Source organism: Ensifer sp. M14 (assembly GCF_003355565.1).
Classification (GTDB): Bacteria; Pseudomonadota; Alphaproteobacteria; order Rhizobiales; family Rhizobiaceae; genus Ensifer.
This window is the reverse complement of sequence record NZ_QJNR01000018.1, coordinates 176,790-193,009: the sequence shown is the minus strand read 5'-3', so window position 1 is coordinate 193,009 and position 16,220 is coordinate 176,790. Positions and strand designations below refer to the sequence as shown.

Genomic DNA, 16,220 nt, shown 5'->3' with positions numbered 1-16,220 from the left:
ATATCGCCTTTAGTAGAGGTAGGGGACGATGCGCTTGGTCCGCTGCATGTAGTCACGGTACTGAATACCGAAAATCTCCAACATCATACGCTCCTCCTTGTCGACCCTCAGAAAGAAAAGTACCGCGAACCCGAATAGGCCCGCCAGCCCTGCCACCCAGTTGGGCAGCAATAGGGCCTGGCCAACGCCCATCAACATGAAGGAGGTATACATCGGGTGGCGAACAAAGGCGTAAGGACCGCCGGAGATCAATTCGTGCTTGTCGCGGATCTCCAGTGTGATGGACCAGTTGCGCCCGAGCTCCTTATGAGTCCGGCGAAAAACCCAAAGGGCAAAGAAGAAAACAATCGTTCCGGCGATCACGGTCCACGGACTGGCGGAATGGTCGGCTGCCTGTGGAAATCCGGTGGCGACATAAAGGGCGGGAACGATCGCAAGGCCGCCCAGTCCCGATGCAAGCCCAAACATGTCCACCGGCGAGCGGCGGTTGCTGACGACGTTGACGCGCTTTGCGCGGCGTTCGAATGGTACGCGAATAAAGTACCAGGCGATGATCCCAATCACCCAGACGATTTTGCCGAGAGCGGCCATCGATACGATCACTTCAAGTCACCAGAGCCTTTCTGCGATCTGCTATCGGTCGGATGCAACTCTGCACTGATCACCTTTAGCCCGCATTCATTTGCCGAAGCTTGGTAACGAATTGCTGTGGTCTTAGCCAGATGCTGGGCGTCTTATATCCCATCGAACGGGCAATATCCGAGACGAACGCATTGCAGTTGTAAACCGACGCTTGCCAGAATTTCGATTTGGCCTTGAGCTGCCTGATATAGGCGACCGTCTTGTTGTACTCTGCTTCTGTCAGCATGACGCGCCAGCTTGCCGACCTGTATTCCTCTTCGAGGTCACCGTCGCTCGCTCCGGTTTCCGCGGGTACGGGCACAAAGTGCCCGAGGACATAGGGGGTCGGGCTCGCGGTTGCTGGTGCAAGTCCAGCCACTTCGGGGTTGATCATGCCGCCGCTGCTGTTCGTGCGTCCGAAAACGACGTAGGTGTGGCCATAACTCAGGGCGTAGCGGGATCGAAATTCGATGAAGTAACCACTTTCGCGGACTGCGCCTGCGGTCACAGCAGGTGCGCTGCTGCTACTCGAGACGAAACGCGGCTGCGGCTTCTGATCTTCTGATTGGCAGCCTGCAACCGCAAATGCGAGCACCACCGTCAGTATTAGTCGGCCTGTCAAAAGCGGCATCACTATGCTCAATCTCCTGAACTCCGATGAGCACACTTATTTTGGCCCGACAGCATCAAAGCCTATCCGGCCGGCTAGAATGATGTGGGAAGGACGTTCATCCTTCCCACCCATCCGTAGTTCAATTTACTTGTAGACAGGCGCCGGTTCGACGGTTTCTACCGGCGGCGGCGACTTGCCTTTGCCTTTGCCAATAGTATCGCAGCCGCTGAGGCTGACGACCGAAAGCAAGGTAACGATTACGACTAGGTTTCTGCTCATCAAGACATCCTCTCCTTAGAATGGAATCGGTTTATCGAAGGCAACGCTTATATTAATAGGGCGTTCTACGCTTACGCCTAGTGCAAAAAGAACACATTTTGCATCGTCCGACATAAATGCGTGTTCAAATCACGAGAACCTTCGTTCCGACGGGAGTGCGGTTGTACAGATCGACGATATCTTCGTTCGTCAAGCGGACGCAGCCACTTGATACTGCCTGACCGATCGTCCAGGGTTCATTCGTTCCGTGCAGCCTGAACAGGGAGTCCTGCCCGCCCCGGTAGAGATAAAGGGCGGCTGCTCCAAGTGGATTATGCGGCCCACCGCTGACGCCTCCGGCGTATTGTCGCAAGTGCGGTTTGCGCTCCATCATGTTTTCGGTCGGCGTCCACGATGGCCACTCGGCCTTGCGGCCGATCGAGGCCGGCCCCTTGAGCGTCCGGCCATCTTCTCCGACAGCGATGCCATAGCGAATGGCCCGACCGCCGCCCTCGACGAGGTAAAGATAGCGCTCGGATGTGTTGACGACGATTGTCCCAGGGGGTTCGCTTCCGTCATAACCGACATTCCGACGGCGATAGCGAGACGTCGGTCCACCGCCGAAGGCGGAAAGAATCGGCCCGCCATATCGTTCTGCCGTTGATGTGCACCCAGATGCAGTTAATGCCAAGCTGCCGAGCAGAATCGCTCGGCGGGTAACGCCGCGACTGTCCATATCCACCTGCTAGTAAATCGGTGAGCACTGCTTCGTCTTTAACACTCAAGTGTCCTTCGGCCAAGATGCTATGCTTTGTTCCGTGGCGGTGAACGCCTGGTAATACGGATGGATCAGGGCGATTGGACTTGAAGGGTCGCGGAGCGGTCCGACAAAACCGATGACAACCGACGAAACATCTTGCAGCTTGTGTCTGTCTCTGGTCGATTAGAGTCGGCAACGAGGATGCATACAATGAAGCTTGGCTTCGCAGCGAAAGTCGCACTTGTAACAGGAGGGGGCTCTGGAATAGGTGCCGCCATATCTCGCCAACTCGGCGCGGAAGGGGCGACGGTGGCTGTGGCAGATGTCAATGCCGATACCGCGCGAGCGGTGGCGGACGAAATCTGTTCGTCCGGCGGGAAAGCCTATCCCTTTGTGGTCGACGTCGCCGACGCTGCTGCGGTTGAAGATTTGGTCGCGTCCGTTGTCAATACATGCGGTGGCCTGCATCTGGCGGTCAACAATGCAGGTGTCGACGGCGTGCGCAGAGTGACAGGGGATTACCCGGTCGACGATTGGCAGAGGCTGATAGACGTCAACTTAAATGGCGTGTTCTACTGCATGAAATACCAGATTGCCGCGATGTTGGGGCAGGGTGGTGGTGCGATCGTCAACATGTCATCCATCCTCGGTTCGGTCGGCTTGCCCATGGCATCCGCGTATACGGCCGCCAAGCACGCAATCGTCGGCCTGACCAAGACCGCGGCCATCGAATATGCAAGACGAGGAATCCGCATCAATGCTGTCGGCCCCGGCTGGATCGAAACGCCTTTGGTATCCGGACAGCCCGATCTGACGAGCAACCGACGTTTGGAAGCGCTTCAGCCGATGGGGCGACGCGGTACGCCGGACGAAGTTGCAGCGCTCGTCTGCTTTCTGCTGTCCGAGCAGGCCAGCTTTATCTCCGGTAGCTACCACCTGGTCGATGGAGCCTATACTGCCCATTAGACGGCAAGACGGGTCTTGGTTCAGGTGGCAATCATTCGACCGTCGCGCGGACTGATCAACGTTCACGGTCGAAAATTGGGCAAGCTACGCCGCGACTGACGTTGCTGTCTGCCATGTGCGCCATCACCGCACAGGCGCGCCGATGTCGACTGCGGGCCTCAGTGGGAGCCACAAAGCCGCCGCTCAATGGTCAGCAAATTACCCAATCGCTGCCGCAGCGGGCCCTTTCGAGGGTTTCATTGTCCGTGACGTTCCACATGCATCCCGTTTGAAGGAGCAATCGAGCGCGGCACTAAATCGCCGACGAACACGTCACAAAGGAATAGACATGAATATTCGACACACACTCGTTGCATCGCTGACCGCCGCAGTCTTCAGTGTCGCGGCCTTTAACCCGGCATTCGCGTTGGAAACTGCCCAGTCGCAAACGACGCCGCCGACCCAGGGGCAAGCTGACAGCAAGGGCGCAAGCGCTCCCATCAGCGACCAGAAGCTCCAGGCTTTTGCGGTTGCCTACCTCCAGGTCGACAAGGTCAGGCAGGAGTATTCCGCGAAAATAGACGCAACGACGGACGCTGCAGCAAAGGAAAAGCTGGAGGCCGAAGCGAGCCAAGAGATGGTCGAGGCCGTGGAATCCTCTCGCGCCATATCAGTTGAGGAATATTCTTCCATCCTGTCAGCCGCACAGGCCGACCCCGCAGTTGCCAAAAAAATCGAGGAAAAACTCCAAACCGGTGCGCCGGCTCAGCAGTAAGCAGGGCGCGGTAGCGCAGGCGGGCAGGGGCCTCCGGCCCCTGGACTCCGCCGGTGGTCGAGCGCAAGAACTGACTAGGCGCTTCCACAATCCAGCTCCTGCACGCCACTGACCGAGACTGTAAGAATTTGATCGCTGATCCATTTTGCCGCAGGCGCGCACAGAAACAGCGCAGCGTCGGTCCTTTTCTGCGGTTCGCCGAGAGAACCCCGCTTTCAAGTAGAATCACGGAAGGCGGATAAGCTGCTCCATCCGCCGGATGGGCGTGTGCATCAGCTTCTTTCCCGCAACGGCATCGCTTCATATCGATCCCAGCGAGCCCGTGCGCGTCGCTCCCGGCGCAATGCTGTTGACGTAGATGTTTTCCACGCCGAGGTCACTCGGCTCCAACCGCGCGGTCGCGGCGAAACTCGGGCGGCTGACTTGTATCGGCTGGAGCGAATCGCAACTCGATATCAGCGCGGCGTGACGTATTTGCCGGTAGTTCGGGCCTTGGTTCGCCAGGCACCGCGGGGTCGAGCAGGTCGTCCCGGACGAGGCACATCTCCAGAACCAGCGGGTCGCCTTGGTCATCAGTGCCGGCAAAATTGTTGGGATGAAGAAAGACGATTGAAAAATTCGTCATCCCCTCGACAAACCGAAGGATACGATCTCGATGGAGGTCGACATCATGAAACTCGATCACGACGCAGGTAAAGCGGCTCGAATTCATCGCTATGTCATCGAGGATTCTGTACTCGGATCCCTCGATATCGATTTTCAGGAAGATGTTGCTGCCCGAAAATTCCTTCAACAGGCTCGGGACGTTAACTTCGCCAGGTTGATCATAGCCGATCCTGATCTGCCGGTGCTCCACGCCTGGCCGACTGAAGAACAAACGATAATCCAGGTAGCGCCCCAACCTGAGCCAACGAAGGCGCAAAACCTGTTCGACATAGTACCGGAGCCAGAACTTCCAGGTGACAGAGTGATCGAAACAAACGACCTCCGCATCCGCAAGTCGGCGAAACGACTTCTCGAATTGCCAATCGTCGTTCAATCCCATGCTGATCAAGGACTTGGAGGCAAGCACCGCGCGCTTGGGAACGACATAGCCTCCGTCACGCGGAGATCCAAGCCGGATCAGGCCACCGACTTCAATCGGCTTCCATGTTGCAGGCAGCATTTCGGGTCTCCCAATTCAACCCAGAAGTGCTAGCAGCATCGGCTTTCCATCGCGTTAACCCGTTGGGTTCAGCGGCCAGGTCTGTCCGCTCCTTTCGCGTTCGGATAGAAACGTGCGCCTGTGTCGAGGTCAGCGCAAAGCGCCTGACAGCGAGGTGACGCTGGCAAATCCGAAGCTCTCGTTTTTCTTAAGGCAATCAGTCAACTGGCCACGCGGAGCCGGTTTCGGATTGGTGAGCCGGTAACTTCGTTGGCGACTTTCTGGGCCTCCTCCCACGCGGTGATCGAGGGCACAACGCCGTCGAGGTAGATCACGCCGCGTTCGTGCGTCACAGAAATATCGATTTCCGTCAGGTTTTCGCAATAGGCAATCGCAGTGGTAACGGCCATTACGCCAACAATGTCATAGCGTTGCGAGGTAGTGTGCGACGCGAATGTTAAGCCGAACATGGGCGGTAACTCCGGGCATTGGTCAAATATCCGTTCATCTCCCGTTCATGTTCGCTGGCAAACGACGGGGTGTCGACCCATCAGGCGAACACAATCAGGTCACGATATTTTTATCGGCGCCTCATTCGCCGGCCTGATCCGGCGCACGCTGGGCTTCGGTCTCGGTCGTTGGCGGTGGCGCAAATTTCCGGGGGCCTTTCGTTAACGTTTTGACAATGATTGCGACCGCGAATGGCGCATCTTGTGCGCGGTCGAGACGCGCCGCCTGACCCCTCCATGCTAAAGGAAACAAGATGAAATCCAGTGTTATTGCTGCCTGCGCGATCTTTTTGACCAGCTGCGCCGTTGCGCAGGCGCAGCCCGTGAAGCTCAATTCCTTCGGCGCCTGGGGCGTGTACTCCTATAAAAACGATGGCCGCGACACCTGCTACATTCTCTCGATCCCAACGACGATGAAGCCCGATCACGTCGACCACGGCGACAACTTCTTCCTTGTCGCACCGCCGCCGCGTTCGAGCAGCGGATACGTGCCGCAAGCGATTATGGGCTACGACCTCGAACCCGGCTCGACCCTGACTGCTACGGTTGGCGACAAGGCTTTCACCTTGGCGCCGCAGGGCAGGGCCGCATGGACACGGCGCGAGGTCCGCGATGCCGAACTCGTTGCGGCGATGAAGGCGGGGGCGACGATGACGTTGAATGCGCGCTCGCGCCGCGGCACGGAAACGATTTACTCGTTCTCGCTGAAAGGCATGACGGCAGCGCTCAAGGGTGCTGCCCGCTGCGCACGATGAGCTGAGCGCCAGATGGCCTCGATGATCGTCCAGATGTCCTGCGCGCTGCTGTCGTGGCTTGCGCTCGAGAATTGCGAAGGGAGCCGGAAAAATTTGCCGGCACCGGTCGCCGATGCAAGGAGCGTCGGGCGCGTCACCGGCCTTGCAATCCCCCGATTCGTATCCCTGAAGAGCGGTGCTGCGAGGCTTCGGATCGGGCCGTCCACAGATTATCCGATCATCTGGCTCTACGTCACTCCCGGCCTGCCGCTCGAGGTGGTGGAAGAGTCCGGCAATTGGCGAATGGTTCGCGATGCGGACGGAACAACCGGCTGGATGTCTGCGGCGTTACTTTCAGGTCAACGAACGGCCACGGTCGGCAGCTGGCTGCAAACGAACACAGCGCTGCGAACTGCGCCTGCACCGGCCGCATCCGAGCGCGCCCGCCTGCAGGGCGGCGTGCTCGTCAGGCTTGATCATTGCGACGGAACCTGGTGCGAAGTCACCATCAGGCGACATGGCCTCGCCGGATATGTCAGGCAAGTGGATTTATGGGGCGTCTATCGCAATGAGGTCGTTGGCTAACCGTCAGCGTTCCCGCAACGTTGTCGTTCATTGCCCGAAAGCCCCCCTTGGGCAGGGAGACAAAGAGGGCCTGCATAAGCGTTCTTTTGCGGTGTGTTCGGCTGTCCGCCGGGCGTCGTGGAATTGCGTGGGCATATCCCGATTGCCAAAAGAATAGAATTTTCAATGGACATCTGGAACTCTGTGTCGTAATAAAGGCCATCCTTTGCGCCTCGGCCGTCAGCAGCCATTGTAGAAACAGAGTTTCTCCGCGCCAACCAACGCAGCACGTATCGTTATAATGATACTCATCTGACGATTGCCGAGGATTGACTTATTCGCACCCCGCTGTACGGGATTCGCGTCTGTAGAAAGCGCTTTCTTGAGCGACGTTTGCTTGAGGAATGTTGAAGATCACAAACAAGGAGAGTGCGTCAGCTATTGAGCAGGCGGCAATTTTTTATGGCTTTTACGACTGAACATGAGAACAGTGCGTCCGAGAGTTCGACAAAGATACGATTGAAGGACGTCTACAAAATCTTCGGTGAATATCCCGAAGATGGCCTGAAGCTTCTTCGCTCCGGCAAGGGCAAGGCAGACATTCACAGAGAAACCGGTTGCTCCATTGGCGTCAACAGCGCCAGCTTCGATATCAAGGCGGGTGAGATCTTTGTGATCATGGGCCTGTCCGGTTCCGGGAAATCCACACTTCTACGCTTGCTCAACAGACTGATCGAGCCGACCTCCGGCTCAATCGAGATCGACGGCCAGGACATCACGAAGATGTCGCGCAAGGCTCTGATCGAACTCCGCCGCCGGGACATCAGCATGGTGTTCCAGTCTTTTGCGCTTCTCCCGAACCGCAATGTCGTGAACAACGCCGCCTTCGGGTTGGAAGTCGCTGGCGTTGGGGAAGTCGAGCGCAAAGCCAAGGCCATGGCGGCGTTGGAAGCCGTCGGGCTCAAGGGCTATTGTGAAAGCCGCACCGACGAGCTCTCAGGCGGCATGAAACAGCGTGTCGGCCTTGCCCGGGCGCTGGCCAGTGAACCGTCGATCCTGCTGATGGACGAGGCATTCTCGGCACTTGATCCGCTCATCCGCACGGAAATGCAGGACGAGCTCGTCCGACTGCAATCCGAACAAAGCCGCACGATCGTCTTCGTCAGCCACGATCTCGACGAGGCGATGCGCATCGGTGACCGTATCTGCATCATGCAGAACGGCAACGTCGTTCAGGTTGGCACGCCGGACGAAATTGTCGGCAATCCGGCTAACGACTACGTCAGGTCGTTCTTCCGAAATGTCGACGTCTCCCAGGTTTTCAAGGCCGGCGACGTGGCGCGAAAGAACCAGATCACCATCATCGAGCGTCAGGGTGTTTCCGCCGCAGCCGCATTGGAGCAGATGAAGAGCCGCGACCGGGAATTTGCGATCATCGTCGGCCGCGACATGAAATACCATGGCATGGTCAGCCAGACGTCGTTGATGGAGAAGATCCGTTCGAAGGCGGACGACCCGTATCGCAAGGCATTTCTTGCAGATGCGGCGCCGATCCGTGCCAGCGAGCAGCTCTCTGGTGTCCTTGGGCAAGTGGCGGCGAGCGCGTGGCCGGTTCCCGTTGTCGACGACCAGCACCGTTATGTCGGCGCCATCAGCAAGTCGGTGCTGCTTGAGACGCTCGACCGCGCCAACTGAAACTCCCAGCCAATCGGATAAAACCATGAGCTTCGACATCGGAGACGGCATCGATTCGGCCGTCAATTACATCCTCGACAATTTTTCGCCCGCACTCGATCTCATTGCAGCGTCGATCGGGTTCGTCACGAACGGTTTGCAGAGCGGCCTGCTCGCAATTCCGATGCCGGTCGGGATCGCGATCTTCGCCCTTCTCGCCCTATGGCGCGTCTCGTTCGGCTTTGCGGTCTTTGCCGGCCTGTCGCTCGCGCTGGTCGGGCAGATGGGGCTGTGGGCAGCGATGATGGAGACGTTGTCTCTGGTCATTGCTTCGACGGTCATCGCGATGATCGTCGGCCTGCCGCTCGGCGTCGCCATGGCGCGACGAGATCCCGTTGCTGCGATCATCCGCCCGGGGCTTGATCTCATGCAGACAATGCCGGCCTTCGTCTACCTCATCCCGGCGGCCATGTTTTTCGGGCTCGGCGCCGTTCCCGGCACCATTGCGACCGTCATCTTTTCGATGCCCCCGGTCGTGCGCCTGACCAATCTCGGCATCCGGCAGGTGGATGTGGAATTCGTCGAGGCCGGCAATGCCTTTGGCTGTACGCCAACCCAGCTTCTCCTCAAGGTCCAGCTCCCCAATGCCATGCCATCGATCATGGCGGGCATCAATCAGACGATCATGTTGTCACTTTCCATGGTGGTCATCGCATCGATGATCGGCGCCGGCGGCCTCGGCAACACCGTGCTGACGGGTATCCAACGGCTCGATGTCGGCACCGGCTTCGAAGGCGGCCTGGCCGTTGTCATCCTCGCCGTCATCCTCGACCGCCTCACCCAGAGCCTTGGAAGGAAGGGGGCCACCTGGCGGCTGCCTTTCTTGAAGGTTGGACTGCGCGAGCCCGAGGCCAGTACGGCTTGAGCGCCGCGCACACTCTACGGCGGGTCGTGCCCGTCCCCATCCGAAATGCATAGGAAGGATTGATATGTTCAAGACAATCGCAACCATCGGCCTTGCAGCCATGTTTGTTGCCGGCCCGGTCGGTGCCAGTTTCGCCGAGGAGGCAAAGCCCGTGAAAATCGGCTGGGCCGCCTGGTCCGACGCGGAATTCGTGACCAAGCTCGCAGCAAAGATCATCAAGGACGAATTGGGGCGGGAGGTCGAACTCGTGCAGACCGACGTGGCGCCGCTCTATCAAGGGGTGAGCCGCGGCGATCTCGATGCGATGATGATGGCCTGGCTGCCGCAGACCCATGCCGACTACTACGGCAAGGTGAAAGACAAGGTCGAGACGCTGGGCACCGTTTACGAAGGCGCCAAGCTCGGCTGGGTCGTCCCTGCGTACATTCCCGAAAGCGAGCTCAACTCGATCGAGGATCTGCAGAAGCCCGAAATCAAGCAGAAGCTCGGCTCAACGGTCCAGGGCATCGATCCCGGTGCAGGCCTGACGCGCCTTTCGGAAAAGGCGCTCCGGGACTATGGGCTTGAGGACTACAAGCTTCAGATCTCCAGCGAGGCCGGCATGCTGACCTCGGTCGACCGCGCCGTCAGGACCGAGAAATGGTTCGTCGCAACGTCGTGGAGCCCCCATTGGATGTTCGGCAAATACGAGCTTCGCTATATCGCCGATCCGAAGGGCTCGCTTGGTGAGGCCGAGCATGTCGATGTGCTGGCGCGCCAGGGGTTCAAGCACGATAATCCCGAAGTCGCCGCTTTCCTTTCCCGAATGAAGCTGCCGATCGGTGACCTGGAAGCCGCGATGTTCGAGGCGCAGCAGACCTCCTACGACGCCGCAGTTGAGAAATACATCGCCGATCATCCCGATCAGGTGAAGGTCTGGCTCGGAGACTAAGCCAATCGTCCGCTGAAGATCAGCCCGGCGTCTGCAAGAGGGCGCCGGGCGCACCGCTAGCGCCAGAATGGAAAGGGATACCGATGAACTTCAACAATTGGGAAAACGTGGCCTGCGTACAGGACGATACGATCGGCGGCCGCATGTCACTCGCGCGCGACGCACTGAATGTCTCGGCACAAAGCGCCGCCAAGATCGTTGGCGTGGAAACGAAGACGTGGTTCGATTGGGAAAATGATCGAGCCGCTCCACGCGCCAATCGCCTGGCGATGATTGCCGGCGTGTTGAGCGTCAGCCTCTCATGGCTGCTGACAGGTCGAGGATTGGGGCCACGCTGAATAGCGAACAGCGCGCCCCTTTGTCTCCGTCGGTCAGGTCGCCGATCCGGCTTCTCGGTGCGCTCGTGCGTTTGCAAAACGCCCGAGATAGCACCGCCACGGACGGCGAGCCTTGGGTCCCAATTTACCGTCGAGCTGTCTCGATGATCTCCCGGGCCATGGTTTCGGCCACGTCGTCGGTCGTGCGGCCTTCCTGCGCGGCGCGCTCGAAGATGCGCGTCAACGTCGAGGGGATCTGGCTGACGCGCGCCATCACGTTGTCGAGGCTGTAGCGGCCGCTTCCGATTTCCGCAGCGACATTGATGACACCGCCGGCGTTGATCACGTAGTCAGGCGCATAGAGGATGTTTCTTTCTCGCAGACGTTCGCCGTCGGTGACCGTGGCAAGCTGATTGTTAGCGGCTCCGGCGACGATCCTGGCCTGCAGCAGCGGGATCGTGGCGGCTGACAGGACGCCACCGAGTGCACAGGGCGCGAATACCTCGACATCCGCAGCAATGATCTCCTGGCCCTCGACGACTGTAGCACCGAGTTCCTGAGCAGCGCGTTCGGTGCGTGCCGGGTCGAGATCGGAGACAATCAGCTTGGCACCTTCGGCGTGAAGCCTTTTGGCTAGCCCCCAACCGACCGAGCCTAGTCCCTGTATCGCGACGCGGATGCCCTTCAGATCGTCACTGCCTGTGCGATGACGCAGCGCAGCCTTGAGGCCGAGGAATGTGCCCAATGCCGTAAAGGGCGATGGATTGCCGCTGCCGCCGCGGGTCGTCCCGCTGACATTCGGCGTGCGCTCGGCGAGAAAATCCGCGTCCGCAAGCGTCATGCCGACGTCTTCTGCCGTGATATATTGGCCTACCAGTGCATTCAGCATCTCGGCGTAGGCCTCCAGCATCGCTGGCGTCTTGTCCCTTTTCGGATCGGCGATGATGACTGCCTTGCCGCCGCCAAGCGCCAGACCGGCAATGGCGGATTTGAAGCTCATGCCGCGTGAAAGGCGCAGCGCGTCGGTGACGCCGGCCGCGAAACTGACATGCGGCCAGATGCGCGTCCCTCCCAATGCCGGGCCGAGGACCGTCGTGTGAACAGCGACTATTGCCTCCAGTCCACGCTCGGTGTCGCGACCCAGCCAGACCTGTTCGTGACCGTCGAAGCCGGGCAGGGCTGCCGCTTCGGCCGTAATGTCGGTGACATCGAAGGTGGAAGCGCCGGGGACTTCACGGCGCAGATTCTGCACGTTTTGCATTGGTTTTCCTCCCCAATGGTTGACGGCTTCAAGGCTAACCATTCTTGACGATTTTTGGTTTCGAAATGAGGGCCGTCGCTCGATCGTGCATTTCGCCGGAGCAAATCGCCACGCAACAATCGCAAAGGACAGCCCCTTCTGTCACCGAGACTGTCTGCTCCGATCAGATGTTGTTGCGACGAGTTTCGGCGGCGTGTTCTGCCCAACAGGCTTCGCTGCGGGGACAAGCGGGAAGTGCGAAGGCAGCCCATTGAGCGGGCTTTCACAGGCGTTTGCGTCGTCAGGTCGATGCCGGCGCGGGAACTGCGTTCGTCGCTGGTTTCAGCTTGCCGGTCAACACCAGGCTCACGGCGAGGAATGGAATGAGCATACCCAGGCCCAAGCGCATGTCGCTGTGTTCCGCGACCAGGCCGATCATTGGCGGTCCAATCAGAAAACCGAGAAGTGCCACGAACGACAGGATGGCGACACTGGCCGCCGCTGGCCGGTCGTTCTGGTCGGCAGCGGCCGTGACCGCGAGCGGGAAGCCGACCGAGACGCCGAAACCCATGGCTGCGAAACCGACGAGAGCCACCCAGGCGGCAGGGCTCGTGGCGACCAGGGCCAGCCCTGCGATACTCGCGACGCCACAAACGCGAGCCACCGCAATCGGTCCATAGCTGGCCTTGAGGTGGTCGCCGCCAAAGCGTCCTGCGGCAACCATGAATGCGAAGATCGAATAGCCGAAGCCGGCGCCAGCGCCGGTGAGCCCGAACACGTCGCGCAGGTAAACCGCCGACCAGTCCGCCACCGCGCCTTCTGTCATTGTAATGCCGAAAACGAAGAAGCAGATGCCAAGCAACGCCCGGCTTGGCCCGCGGCGTCTTTCGTCAACGATGGGCGCATCGGGCTTTTCCGTGGCACGAAGATCGGGCAGCATCCTTGCTGCCAGCAGGCTGATGGGCAACATCACCGCCGCTGTCATGAGGACGGCCCATTCAGGCGATATGCCGATCGCCGCCAAACCAATACCGACCAGACTACCCGCCATGATGCCGAGGCTCCAAAAGCCATGACAGGTGCTCATGATCAGCTGGCCGGATCGCTTCTCGATCGCGTCGGCTTCGACGTTGAGGCCCAACTCCAATGTCGCCAGCGCCACCCCGACGACAGCGAGCGTCGCGAAAAGCATCTCGATGCTTGGTGCCCATGTCGGCAGCCAGACAATGCCCAGAAAGGCCACAAACCCATAGACAATGGTGGCGCGGCCGCCGATCCGAGCGACGAAGCGGCCCGCGAAGGGCAGGGTGAGCAGGATGCCTGCAGGCATTCCCAGCAGTGCGATTGCCAGGTCCGCCGGTCCGAGGCCGAGCTTCTGTTGAATGTCCGGAATGCGCGGCAGCCAGGCGCCGAAAGCGATCGGCTGCAGGAAAAAGATCAGCATGATGAGCCGTTGACTGGTCATGCGCATTGCTCCTCGCGGTATCGTGTCGCCAACTTGCCCGTTTGTCATTGTCTCGACGGCCCGGTGGGGCGCGAGCGAGTCTGAAAATCATTTTCATAATTTCTGCGACAAGGCCGCGGGGCTGTCAACCGGGCGTTGCCGAGATCGCTCAGTATACGATGCCCAAGATGCGCCAAAGCCGTGAGAAATTGCTGGTAGCGCACGTGACCTCCGTACGCGGCTTGTTGTGCGCTGTTCATCAGCTTTCGATAGGGCGATGAAAAGAATGAACATGAACGCTAGGCGGTTGGTTCAATTGTCGCGAAGAGCACGATCAGGTGAGGAATGCGGTGGCTCGCGCGCCGGCCGCGAAAGGGCGCACGCCGGGCACGACTTCAATCCCACTGACCGGCGAGCGGCTTCAGCCTTTGTCGATTTCGGCTGCGGCGATGTCCGCGATTTGCAGGGTTGGCGCAATATGCTGCACCTCTCCATCCTCGATGTGCCATGTCGCTGAAAGGCCAGCCCAGGCGAGTATCCAGAGCAACAGGCGTGTGCGCTCCAACTGTGCGGCTTGAGCCACCAGCGCCACCTGCCTTGCCAGACGACCGGGAGCCGTGACGATTGGATGGTCTGGATTGCAGAAGAGGTTGGCGTAGTCGAATCCACGTTCACCCTTCAGCCGTTTCGGATCGATAGCGAGCCACCCCCGATCCGCGAAATCGAGAATGTTGCCGTGGTGAATGTCACCGTGAAGGGGGACGACCTCACGGGGGTCGGAAAGAAGGAAGCGCGCCGCTTCGGCGGATCGCTCCAACCGCTCGCCCTCCGGTGCCGTCGTGAGCGCCTGAAAGCGCTCAGCGAGCGGGGTGAGGCAAGGCTCTGGTGCCGTGCGTGGTTTGTGCAGAGCCGCAACGGCGTTGCAGATGATAATGCTGGCTTCGTCGTCGGCGCCGTTCGCAGCCATATCCGCGAGCGAGCGGCCGCCGACCGCGCGCTCAAGCAGGATGGCGTCGTCATCATGCGCGATCACGCGCGCAGCGCCGACCCCGTCCCACCATAACATGAGGCCGGCACCCCATTTCTCCTCCGGCGCCGTCGCAACCTTCAGCATGGCAGGCGCGCCGCTGCAAAGCACCGGGAGGAGGCGGCTTGAATGCGTGACAATCGGATCCCCATCGGGCGTCAGCGCCCAACGGTCGATATAGGTCCTGAAGCGGTTGCCGTTGGCCATGGTCTTCGTCCATGTGCGCAATGACCGCTATAGGCCACTTCGAACGAGGAACAAAGCCGCGTCCGGAGGGTCATTTCTTCTGCGCCCACGCATAGCGACGAGATGTCGAGATCGTCCGCCCTGGACTTGTCGTGTTCGCTGATCCGGGTCTGGGAACCATCGTTGACGAAGAATCGCGCTTGACCGGCGACGATGGTCTCGCCAACGAAGGTCTTATGGATGTCGGGCGGCTGACGGCGGGCCGTTTTGATCGACCGCAAGCCGCGTGTGTTCAAGCGAGAATGTAAAAATTCAATAAGTACAACTAAGTATGAAAACTGTTTGATATATTGGTTTCGAAAGCGCTTCGGCGCATCCCGAACGGATTTTTCCCACTCCGGCAGAATGACGATCAATCATTTCTTATGTCTACTATTTTAATAGACAATAGTCCGTGTCAGATCAGGGCTGAGCACCTGGCTTGAAACCGAGAGATGAAGGGACGGGCGGAATGGGCATTCTCCACAATAGAAAACTTCTGGCAGCCGGCGCGATGGCCGCAATCATGTTTGGTGCATCGGCGGCTTTTGCGGCCGACGCTTTCGATCTCAGTCCCGAGCAGGCAAACAGGTTGCGGGTGGAAAAGAACGACAAGCGCATCGCAGAGGTCCCCGCGGACTACAAATTTGTCCAGGACGGCGCGCTGACAATCGGCATCAGCACCAGCGGCCATCTTCCGCTGCACGACTACGCATCGGACAGCAAGACGGTCATCGGGTATGACGTCGATCTGGCGCAAGCGATTGCCGACAGCCTCGGGCGCGATCTGCAACTGGTTTCCGTCGCCTGGGCGGATTGGCCTCTTGGGTTGGTGTCCGGCAAGTTCGATGCCGTGATCTCCAACGTCACGGTGACAGAGGAGCGCAAGGAGAAGTTTGACTTCTCGACCTATCGCAAGGATGAACTCGGTTTCTACGTCAAGGCCGACAGCAGCATCCAGGCGATCAAGGCGCCGAAGGACATCGCCGGTCTGAAGGTGATTACCGATGCCGGAACCAATCAGGAAAAGATCCTGCTCGAATGGGACAGGCAAAACCTCGCCGCCGGCCTGTCGGCAATCGAGGTGAAGTACTACGACGATGATGCCGTGAAGGATCTGGCGGTCCAGTCGGGCCGAGCGGACGTTGTGTTCAGTGTCAACGCGACACAGGCCTATTCCGCAGCAATCAACGGCAAGACCAAGCTCGTCGGCACTGTCAGCGGCGGTTGGCCGATCTCGGCCGAAATTGCCGTTACGACCCGCAAAGGCAGCGGCCTTGCCGAACCGCTGACCGGTGTCATCAACGACCTGATCGCAAGCGGTGATTATCGCAAGATCCTGGAGACCTGGAAACTCGGTCCCGAAGCAATCGAGAAAGCCCAGACCAATCCACCCGGCCTGCCGAAGAGCGGTTCGTGAAACGCTGATCAGTGCAATCTCGAGCCGGCGCTATGGGGCGCCGGCTTTCGCATGCGCTCCATTTAAGAATGCCGGGTCTGCCTCGGTTGGGAAT

Annotated in this window: 19 protein-coding genes; 9 read left to right on the top strand and 10 right to left on the bottom strand. The window is 59.4% G+C overall.

Going from position 1 to position 16,220, the window contains the following annotated elements; translation table 11 throughout:
- Positions 1-9: 9 nt before the first annotated feature.
- The 4 genes from BLJAPNOD_RS33345 to BLJAPNOD_RS33330 form a co-directional block, all read right to left on the bottom strand.
- Entirely contained in the window at positions 10-591 is a 582-nt protein-coding gene (locus tag BLJAPNOD_RS33345; RefSeq protein ID WP_115422982.1) for a protein-S-isoprenylcysteine O-methyltransferase, read from the bottom strand.
- Between the two features lie 76 nt (positions 592-667).
- Complete coding sequence (locus tag BLJAPNOD_RS33340; RefSeq protein WP_115422981.1) at positions 668-1,252, bottom strand: hypothetical protein; 585 nt, start codon at positions 1,250-1,252, stop codon at positions 668-670.
- A gap of 126 nt (positions 1,253-1,378) precedes the next feature.
- On the bottom strand, positions 1,379-1,513 hold the full coding sequence (locus BLJAPNOD_RS33335) for an ABC transporter (protein WP_115422980.1): 135 nt from the start codon (positions 1,511-1,513) through the stop codon (positions 1,379-1,381).
- 124 nt (positions 1,514-1,637) lie between these two features.
- Entirely contained in the window at positions 1,638-2,228 is a 591-nt protein-coding gene (locus BLJAPNOD_RS33330) for a L,D-transpeptidase (RefSeq protein WP_115422979.1), read from the bottom strand.
- Positions 2,229-2,462: 234 nt separating this feature from the next.
- Between BLJAPNOD_RS33330 and BLJAPNOD_RS33325 the strand changes: the two genes are divergently transcribed.
- Together BLJAPNOD_RS33325 and BLJAPNOD_RS33320 are read left to right on the top strand one after the other, a co-directional pair.
- Positions 2,463-3,218, top strand: a complete 756-nt coding sequence (locus BLJAPNOD_RS33325) for an SDR family oxidoreductase (RefSeq protein ID WP_115422978.1) — start codon at positions 2,463-2,465, stop codon at positions 3,216-3,218.
- Positions 3,219-3,546: 328 nt separating this feature from the next.
- Positions 3,547-3,972 carry a DUF4168 domain-containing protein gene (locus tag BLJAPNOD_RS33320; protein ID WP_115422977.1) on the top strand — a complete coding sequence of 142 codons (426 nt, stop codon included), beginning with the start codon at positions 3,547-3,549 and terminating at the stop codon, positions 3,970-3,972.
- A 376-nt stretch (positions 3,973-4,348) separates the two neighbouring features.
- On the opposite strand, the gene BLJAPNOD_RS33315 is transcribed toward BLJAPNOD_RS33320, so the two are convergent.
- Positions 4,349-5,137, bottom strand: a complete 789-nt coding sequence (locus tag BLJAPNOD_RS33315; RefSeq protein WP_115422976.1) for an FkbM family methyltransferase — start codon at positions 5,135-5,137, stop codon at positions 4,349-4,351.
- A 200-nt stretch (positions 5,138-5,337) separates the two neighbouring features.
- A complete protein-coding gene (locus BLJAPNOD_RS33310; protein WP_115422975.1) occupies positions 5,338-5,586 on the bottom strand; it encodes a BON domain-containing protein in 249 nt (82 codons plus the stop codon).
- 293 nt (positions 5,587-5,879) lie between these two features.
- Between BLJAPNOD_RS33310 and BLJAPNOD_RS33305 the strand changes: the two genes are divergently transcribed.
- The 6 genes from BLJAPNOD_RS33305 to BLJAPNOD_RS33280 all read left to right on the top strand — a co-directional run bounded on the left by BLJAPNOD_RS33305 (position 5,880) and on the right by BLJAPNOD_RS33280 (position 10,791).
- On the top strand, positions 5,880-6,380 hold the full coding sequence (locus BLJAPNOD_RS33305) for an invasion associated locus B family protein (RefSeq protein WP_115422974.1): 501 nt from the start codon (positions 5,880-5,882) through the stop codon (positions 6,378-6,380).
- A gap of 12 nt (positions 6,381-6,392) precedes the next feature.
- Positions 6,393-6,944 carry an SH3 domain-containing protein gene (locus BLJAPNOD_RS33300; RefSeq protein WP_244611199.1) on the top strand — a complete coding sequence of 184 codons (552 nt, stop codon included), beginning with the start codon at positions 6,393-6,395 and terminating at the stop codon, positions 6,942-6,944.
- Positions 6,945-7,385: 441 nt separating this feature from the next.
- Positions 7,386-8,618, top strand: coding sequence for a glycine betaine/L-proline ABC transporter ATP-binding protein ProV (gene proV, locus BLJAPNOD_RS33295; RefSeq protein WP_077504621.1), 1,233 nt, complete (start codon positions 7,386-7,388; stop codon positions 8,616-8,618).
- 25 nt (positions 8,619-8,643) lie between these two features.
- Complete coding sequence (locus tag BLJAPNOD_RS33290) at positions 8,644-9,522, top strand: proline/glycine betaine ABC transporter permease (RefSeq protein ID WP_115422973.1); 879 nt, start codon at positions 8,644-8,646, stop codon at positions 9,520-9,522.
- 64 nt (positions 9,523-9,586) lie between these two features.
- The gene (locus tag BLJAPNOD_RS33285) at positions 9,587-10,453 is read left to right on the top strand and encodes a glycine betaine ABC transporter substrate-binding protein (protein WP_115422972.1); all 867 of its coding nucleotides are present in this window, start codon (positions 9,587-9,589) and stop codon (positions 10,451-10,453) included.
- An 83-nt stretch (positions 10,454-10,536) separates the two neighbouring features.
- Positions 10,537-10,791: a hypothetical protein gene (locus tag BLJAPNOD_RS33280; protein ID WP_077504618.1), complete on the top strand. Its 255-nt coding sequence runs from the start codon at positions 10,537-10,539 to the stop codon at positions 10,789-10,791.
- A 124-nt stretch (positions 10,792-10,915) separates the two neighbouring features.
- Here BLJAPNOD_RS33280 and BLJAPNOD_RS33275 read toward each other — a convergent pair whose 3' ends face one another.
- The 4 genes from BLJAPNOD_RS33275 to BLJAPNOD_RS35285 all read right to left on the bottom strand — a co-directional run bounded on the left by BLJAPNOD_RS33275 (position 10,916) and on the right by BLJAPNOD_RS35285 (position 15,083).
- On the bottom strand, positions 10,916-12,031 hold the full coding sequence (locus BLJAPNOD_RS33275) for a Glu/Leu/Phe/Val dehydrogenase dimerization domain-containing protein (RefSeq protein WP_115422971.1): 1,116 nt from the start codon (positions 12,029-12,031) through the stop codon (positions 10,916-10,918).
- 280 nt (positions 12,032-12,311) lie between these two features.
- Entirely contained in the window at positions 12,312-13,475 is a 1,164-nt protein-coding gene (locus tag BLJAPNOD_RS33270; RefSeq protein ID WP_077504633.1) for an MFS transporter, read from the bottom strand.
- 400 nt (positions 13,476-13,875) lie between these two features.
- Positions 13,876-14,688: an aminoglycoside phosphotransferase family protein gene (locus BLJAPNOD_RS33265; protein ID WP_115422970.1), complete on the bottom strand. Its 813-nt coding sequence runs from the start codon at positions 14,686-14,688 to the stop codon at positions 13,876-13,878.
- Entirely contained in the window at positions 14,640-15,083 is a 444-nt protein-coding gene (locus BLJAPNOD_RS35285) for a hypothetical protein (RefSeq protein WP_147294633.1), read from the bottom strand. Before BLJAPNOD_RS35285 ends, BLJAPNOD_RS33265 begins: the two co-directional genes overlap by 49 nt.
- Positions 15,084-15,220: 137 nt before the next feature.
- Between BLJAPNOD_RS35285 and BLJAPNOD_RS33260 the strand changes: the two genes are divergently transcribed.
- A complete protein-coding gene (locus BLJAPNOD_RS33260; RefSeq protein WP_244611212.1) occupies positions 15,221-16,126 on the top strand; it encodes an ABC transporter substrate-binding protein in 906 nt (301 codons plus the stop codon).
- Positions 16,127-16,220: the final 94 nt, after the last annotated feature.

What these genes read in the sequence shown, in the direction of transcription:
- BLJAPNOD_RS33345 (WP_115422982.1), bottom strand. Translation starts at nt 591, where the DNA reads ATGGCCGCTCTCGGCAAAATCGTCTGGGTGATTGGGATCATCGCCTGG.
- BLJAPNOD_RS33340 (WP_115422981.1), bottom strand. Translation starts at nt 1,252, where the DNA reads ATGCCGCTTTTGACAGGCCGACTAATACTGACGGTGGTGCTCGCATTT.
- BLJAPNOD_RS33335 (WP_115422980.1), bottom strand. Translation starts at nt 1,513, where the DNA reads ATGAGCAGAAACCTAGTCGTAATCGTTACCTTGCTTTCGGTCGTCAGC.
- BLJAPNOD_RS33330 (WP_115422979.1), bottom strand. Translation starts at nt 2,228, where the DNA reads ATGGACAGTCGCGGCGTTACCCGCCGAGCGATTCTGCTCGGCAGCTTG.
- BLJAPNOD_RS33325 (WP_115422978.1), top strand. Translation starts at nt 2,463, where the DNA reads ATGAAGCTTGGCTTCGCAGCGAAAGTCGCACTTGTAACAGGAGGGGGC.
- BLJAPNOD_RS33320 (WP_115422977.1), top strand. Translation starts at nt 3,547, where the DNA reads ATGAATATTCGACACACACTCGTTGCATCGCTGACCGCCGCAGTCTTC.
- BLJAPNOD_RS33315 (WP_115422976.1), bottom strand. Translation starts at nt 5,137, where the DNA reads ATGCTGCCTGCAACATGGAAGCCGATTGAAGTCGGTGGCCTGATCCGG.
- BLJAPNOD_RS33310 (WP_115422975.1), bottom strand. Translation starts at nt 5,586, where the DNA reads ATGTTCGGCTTAACATTCGCGTCGCACACTACCTCGCAACGCTATGAC.
- BLJAPNOD_RS33305 (WP_115422974.1), top strand. Translation starts at nt 5,880, where the DNA reads ATGAAATCCAGTGTTATTGCTGCCTGCGCGATCTTTTTGACCAGCTGC.
- BLJAPNOD_RS33300 (WP_244611199.1), top strand. Translation starts at nt 6,393, where the DNA reads ATGGCCTCGATGATCGTCCAGATGTCCTGCGCGCTGCTGTCGTGGCTT.
- proV (WP_077504621.1), top strand. Translation starts at nt 7,386, where the DNA reads ATGGCTTTTACGACTGAACATGAGAACAGTGCGTCCGAGAGTTCGACA.
- BLJAPNOD_RS33290 (WP_115422973.1), top strand. Translation starts at nt 8,644, where the DNA reads ATGAGCTTCGACATCGGAGACGGCATCGATTCGGCCGTCAATTACATC.
- BLJAPNOD_RS33285 (WP_115422972.1), top strand. Translation starts at nt 9,587, where the DNA reads ATGTTCAAGACAATCGCAACCATCGGCCTTGCAGCCATGTTTGTTGCC.
- BLJAPNOD_RS33280 (WP_077504618.1), top strand. Translation starts at nt 10,537, where the DNA reads ATGAACTTCAACAATTGGGAAAACGTGGCCTGCGTACAGGACGATACG.
- BLJAPNOD_RS33275 (WP_115422971.1), bottom strand. Translation starts at nt 12,031, where the DNA reads ATGCAAAACGTGCAGAATCTGCGCCGTGAAGTCCCCGGCGCTTCCACC.
- BLJAPNOD_RS33270 (WP_077504633.1), bottom strand. Translation starts at nt 13,475, where the DNA reads ATGACCAGTCAACGGCTCATCATGCTGATCTTTTTCCTGCAGCCGATC.
- BLJAPNOD_RS33265 (WP_115422970.1), bottom strand. Translation starts at nt 14,688, where the DNA reads ATGGCCAACGGCAACCGCTTCAGGACCTATATCGACCGTTGGGCGCTG.
- BLJAPNOD_RS33260 (WP_244611212.1), top strand. Translation starts at nt 15,221, where the DNA reads ATGGCCGCAATCATGTTTGGTGCATCGGCGGCTTTTGCGGCCGACGCT.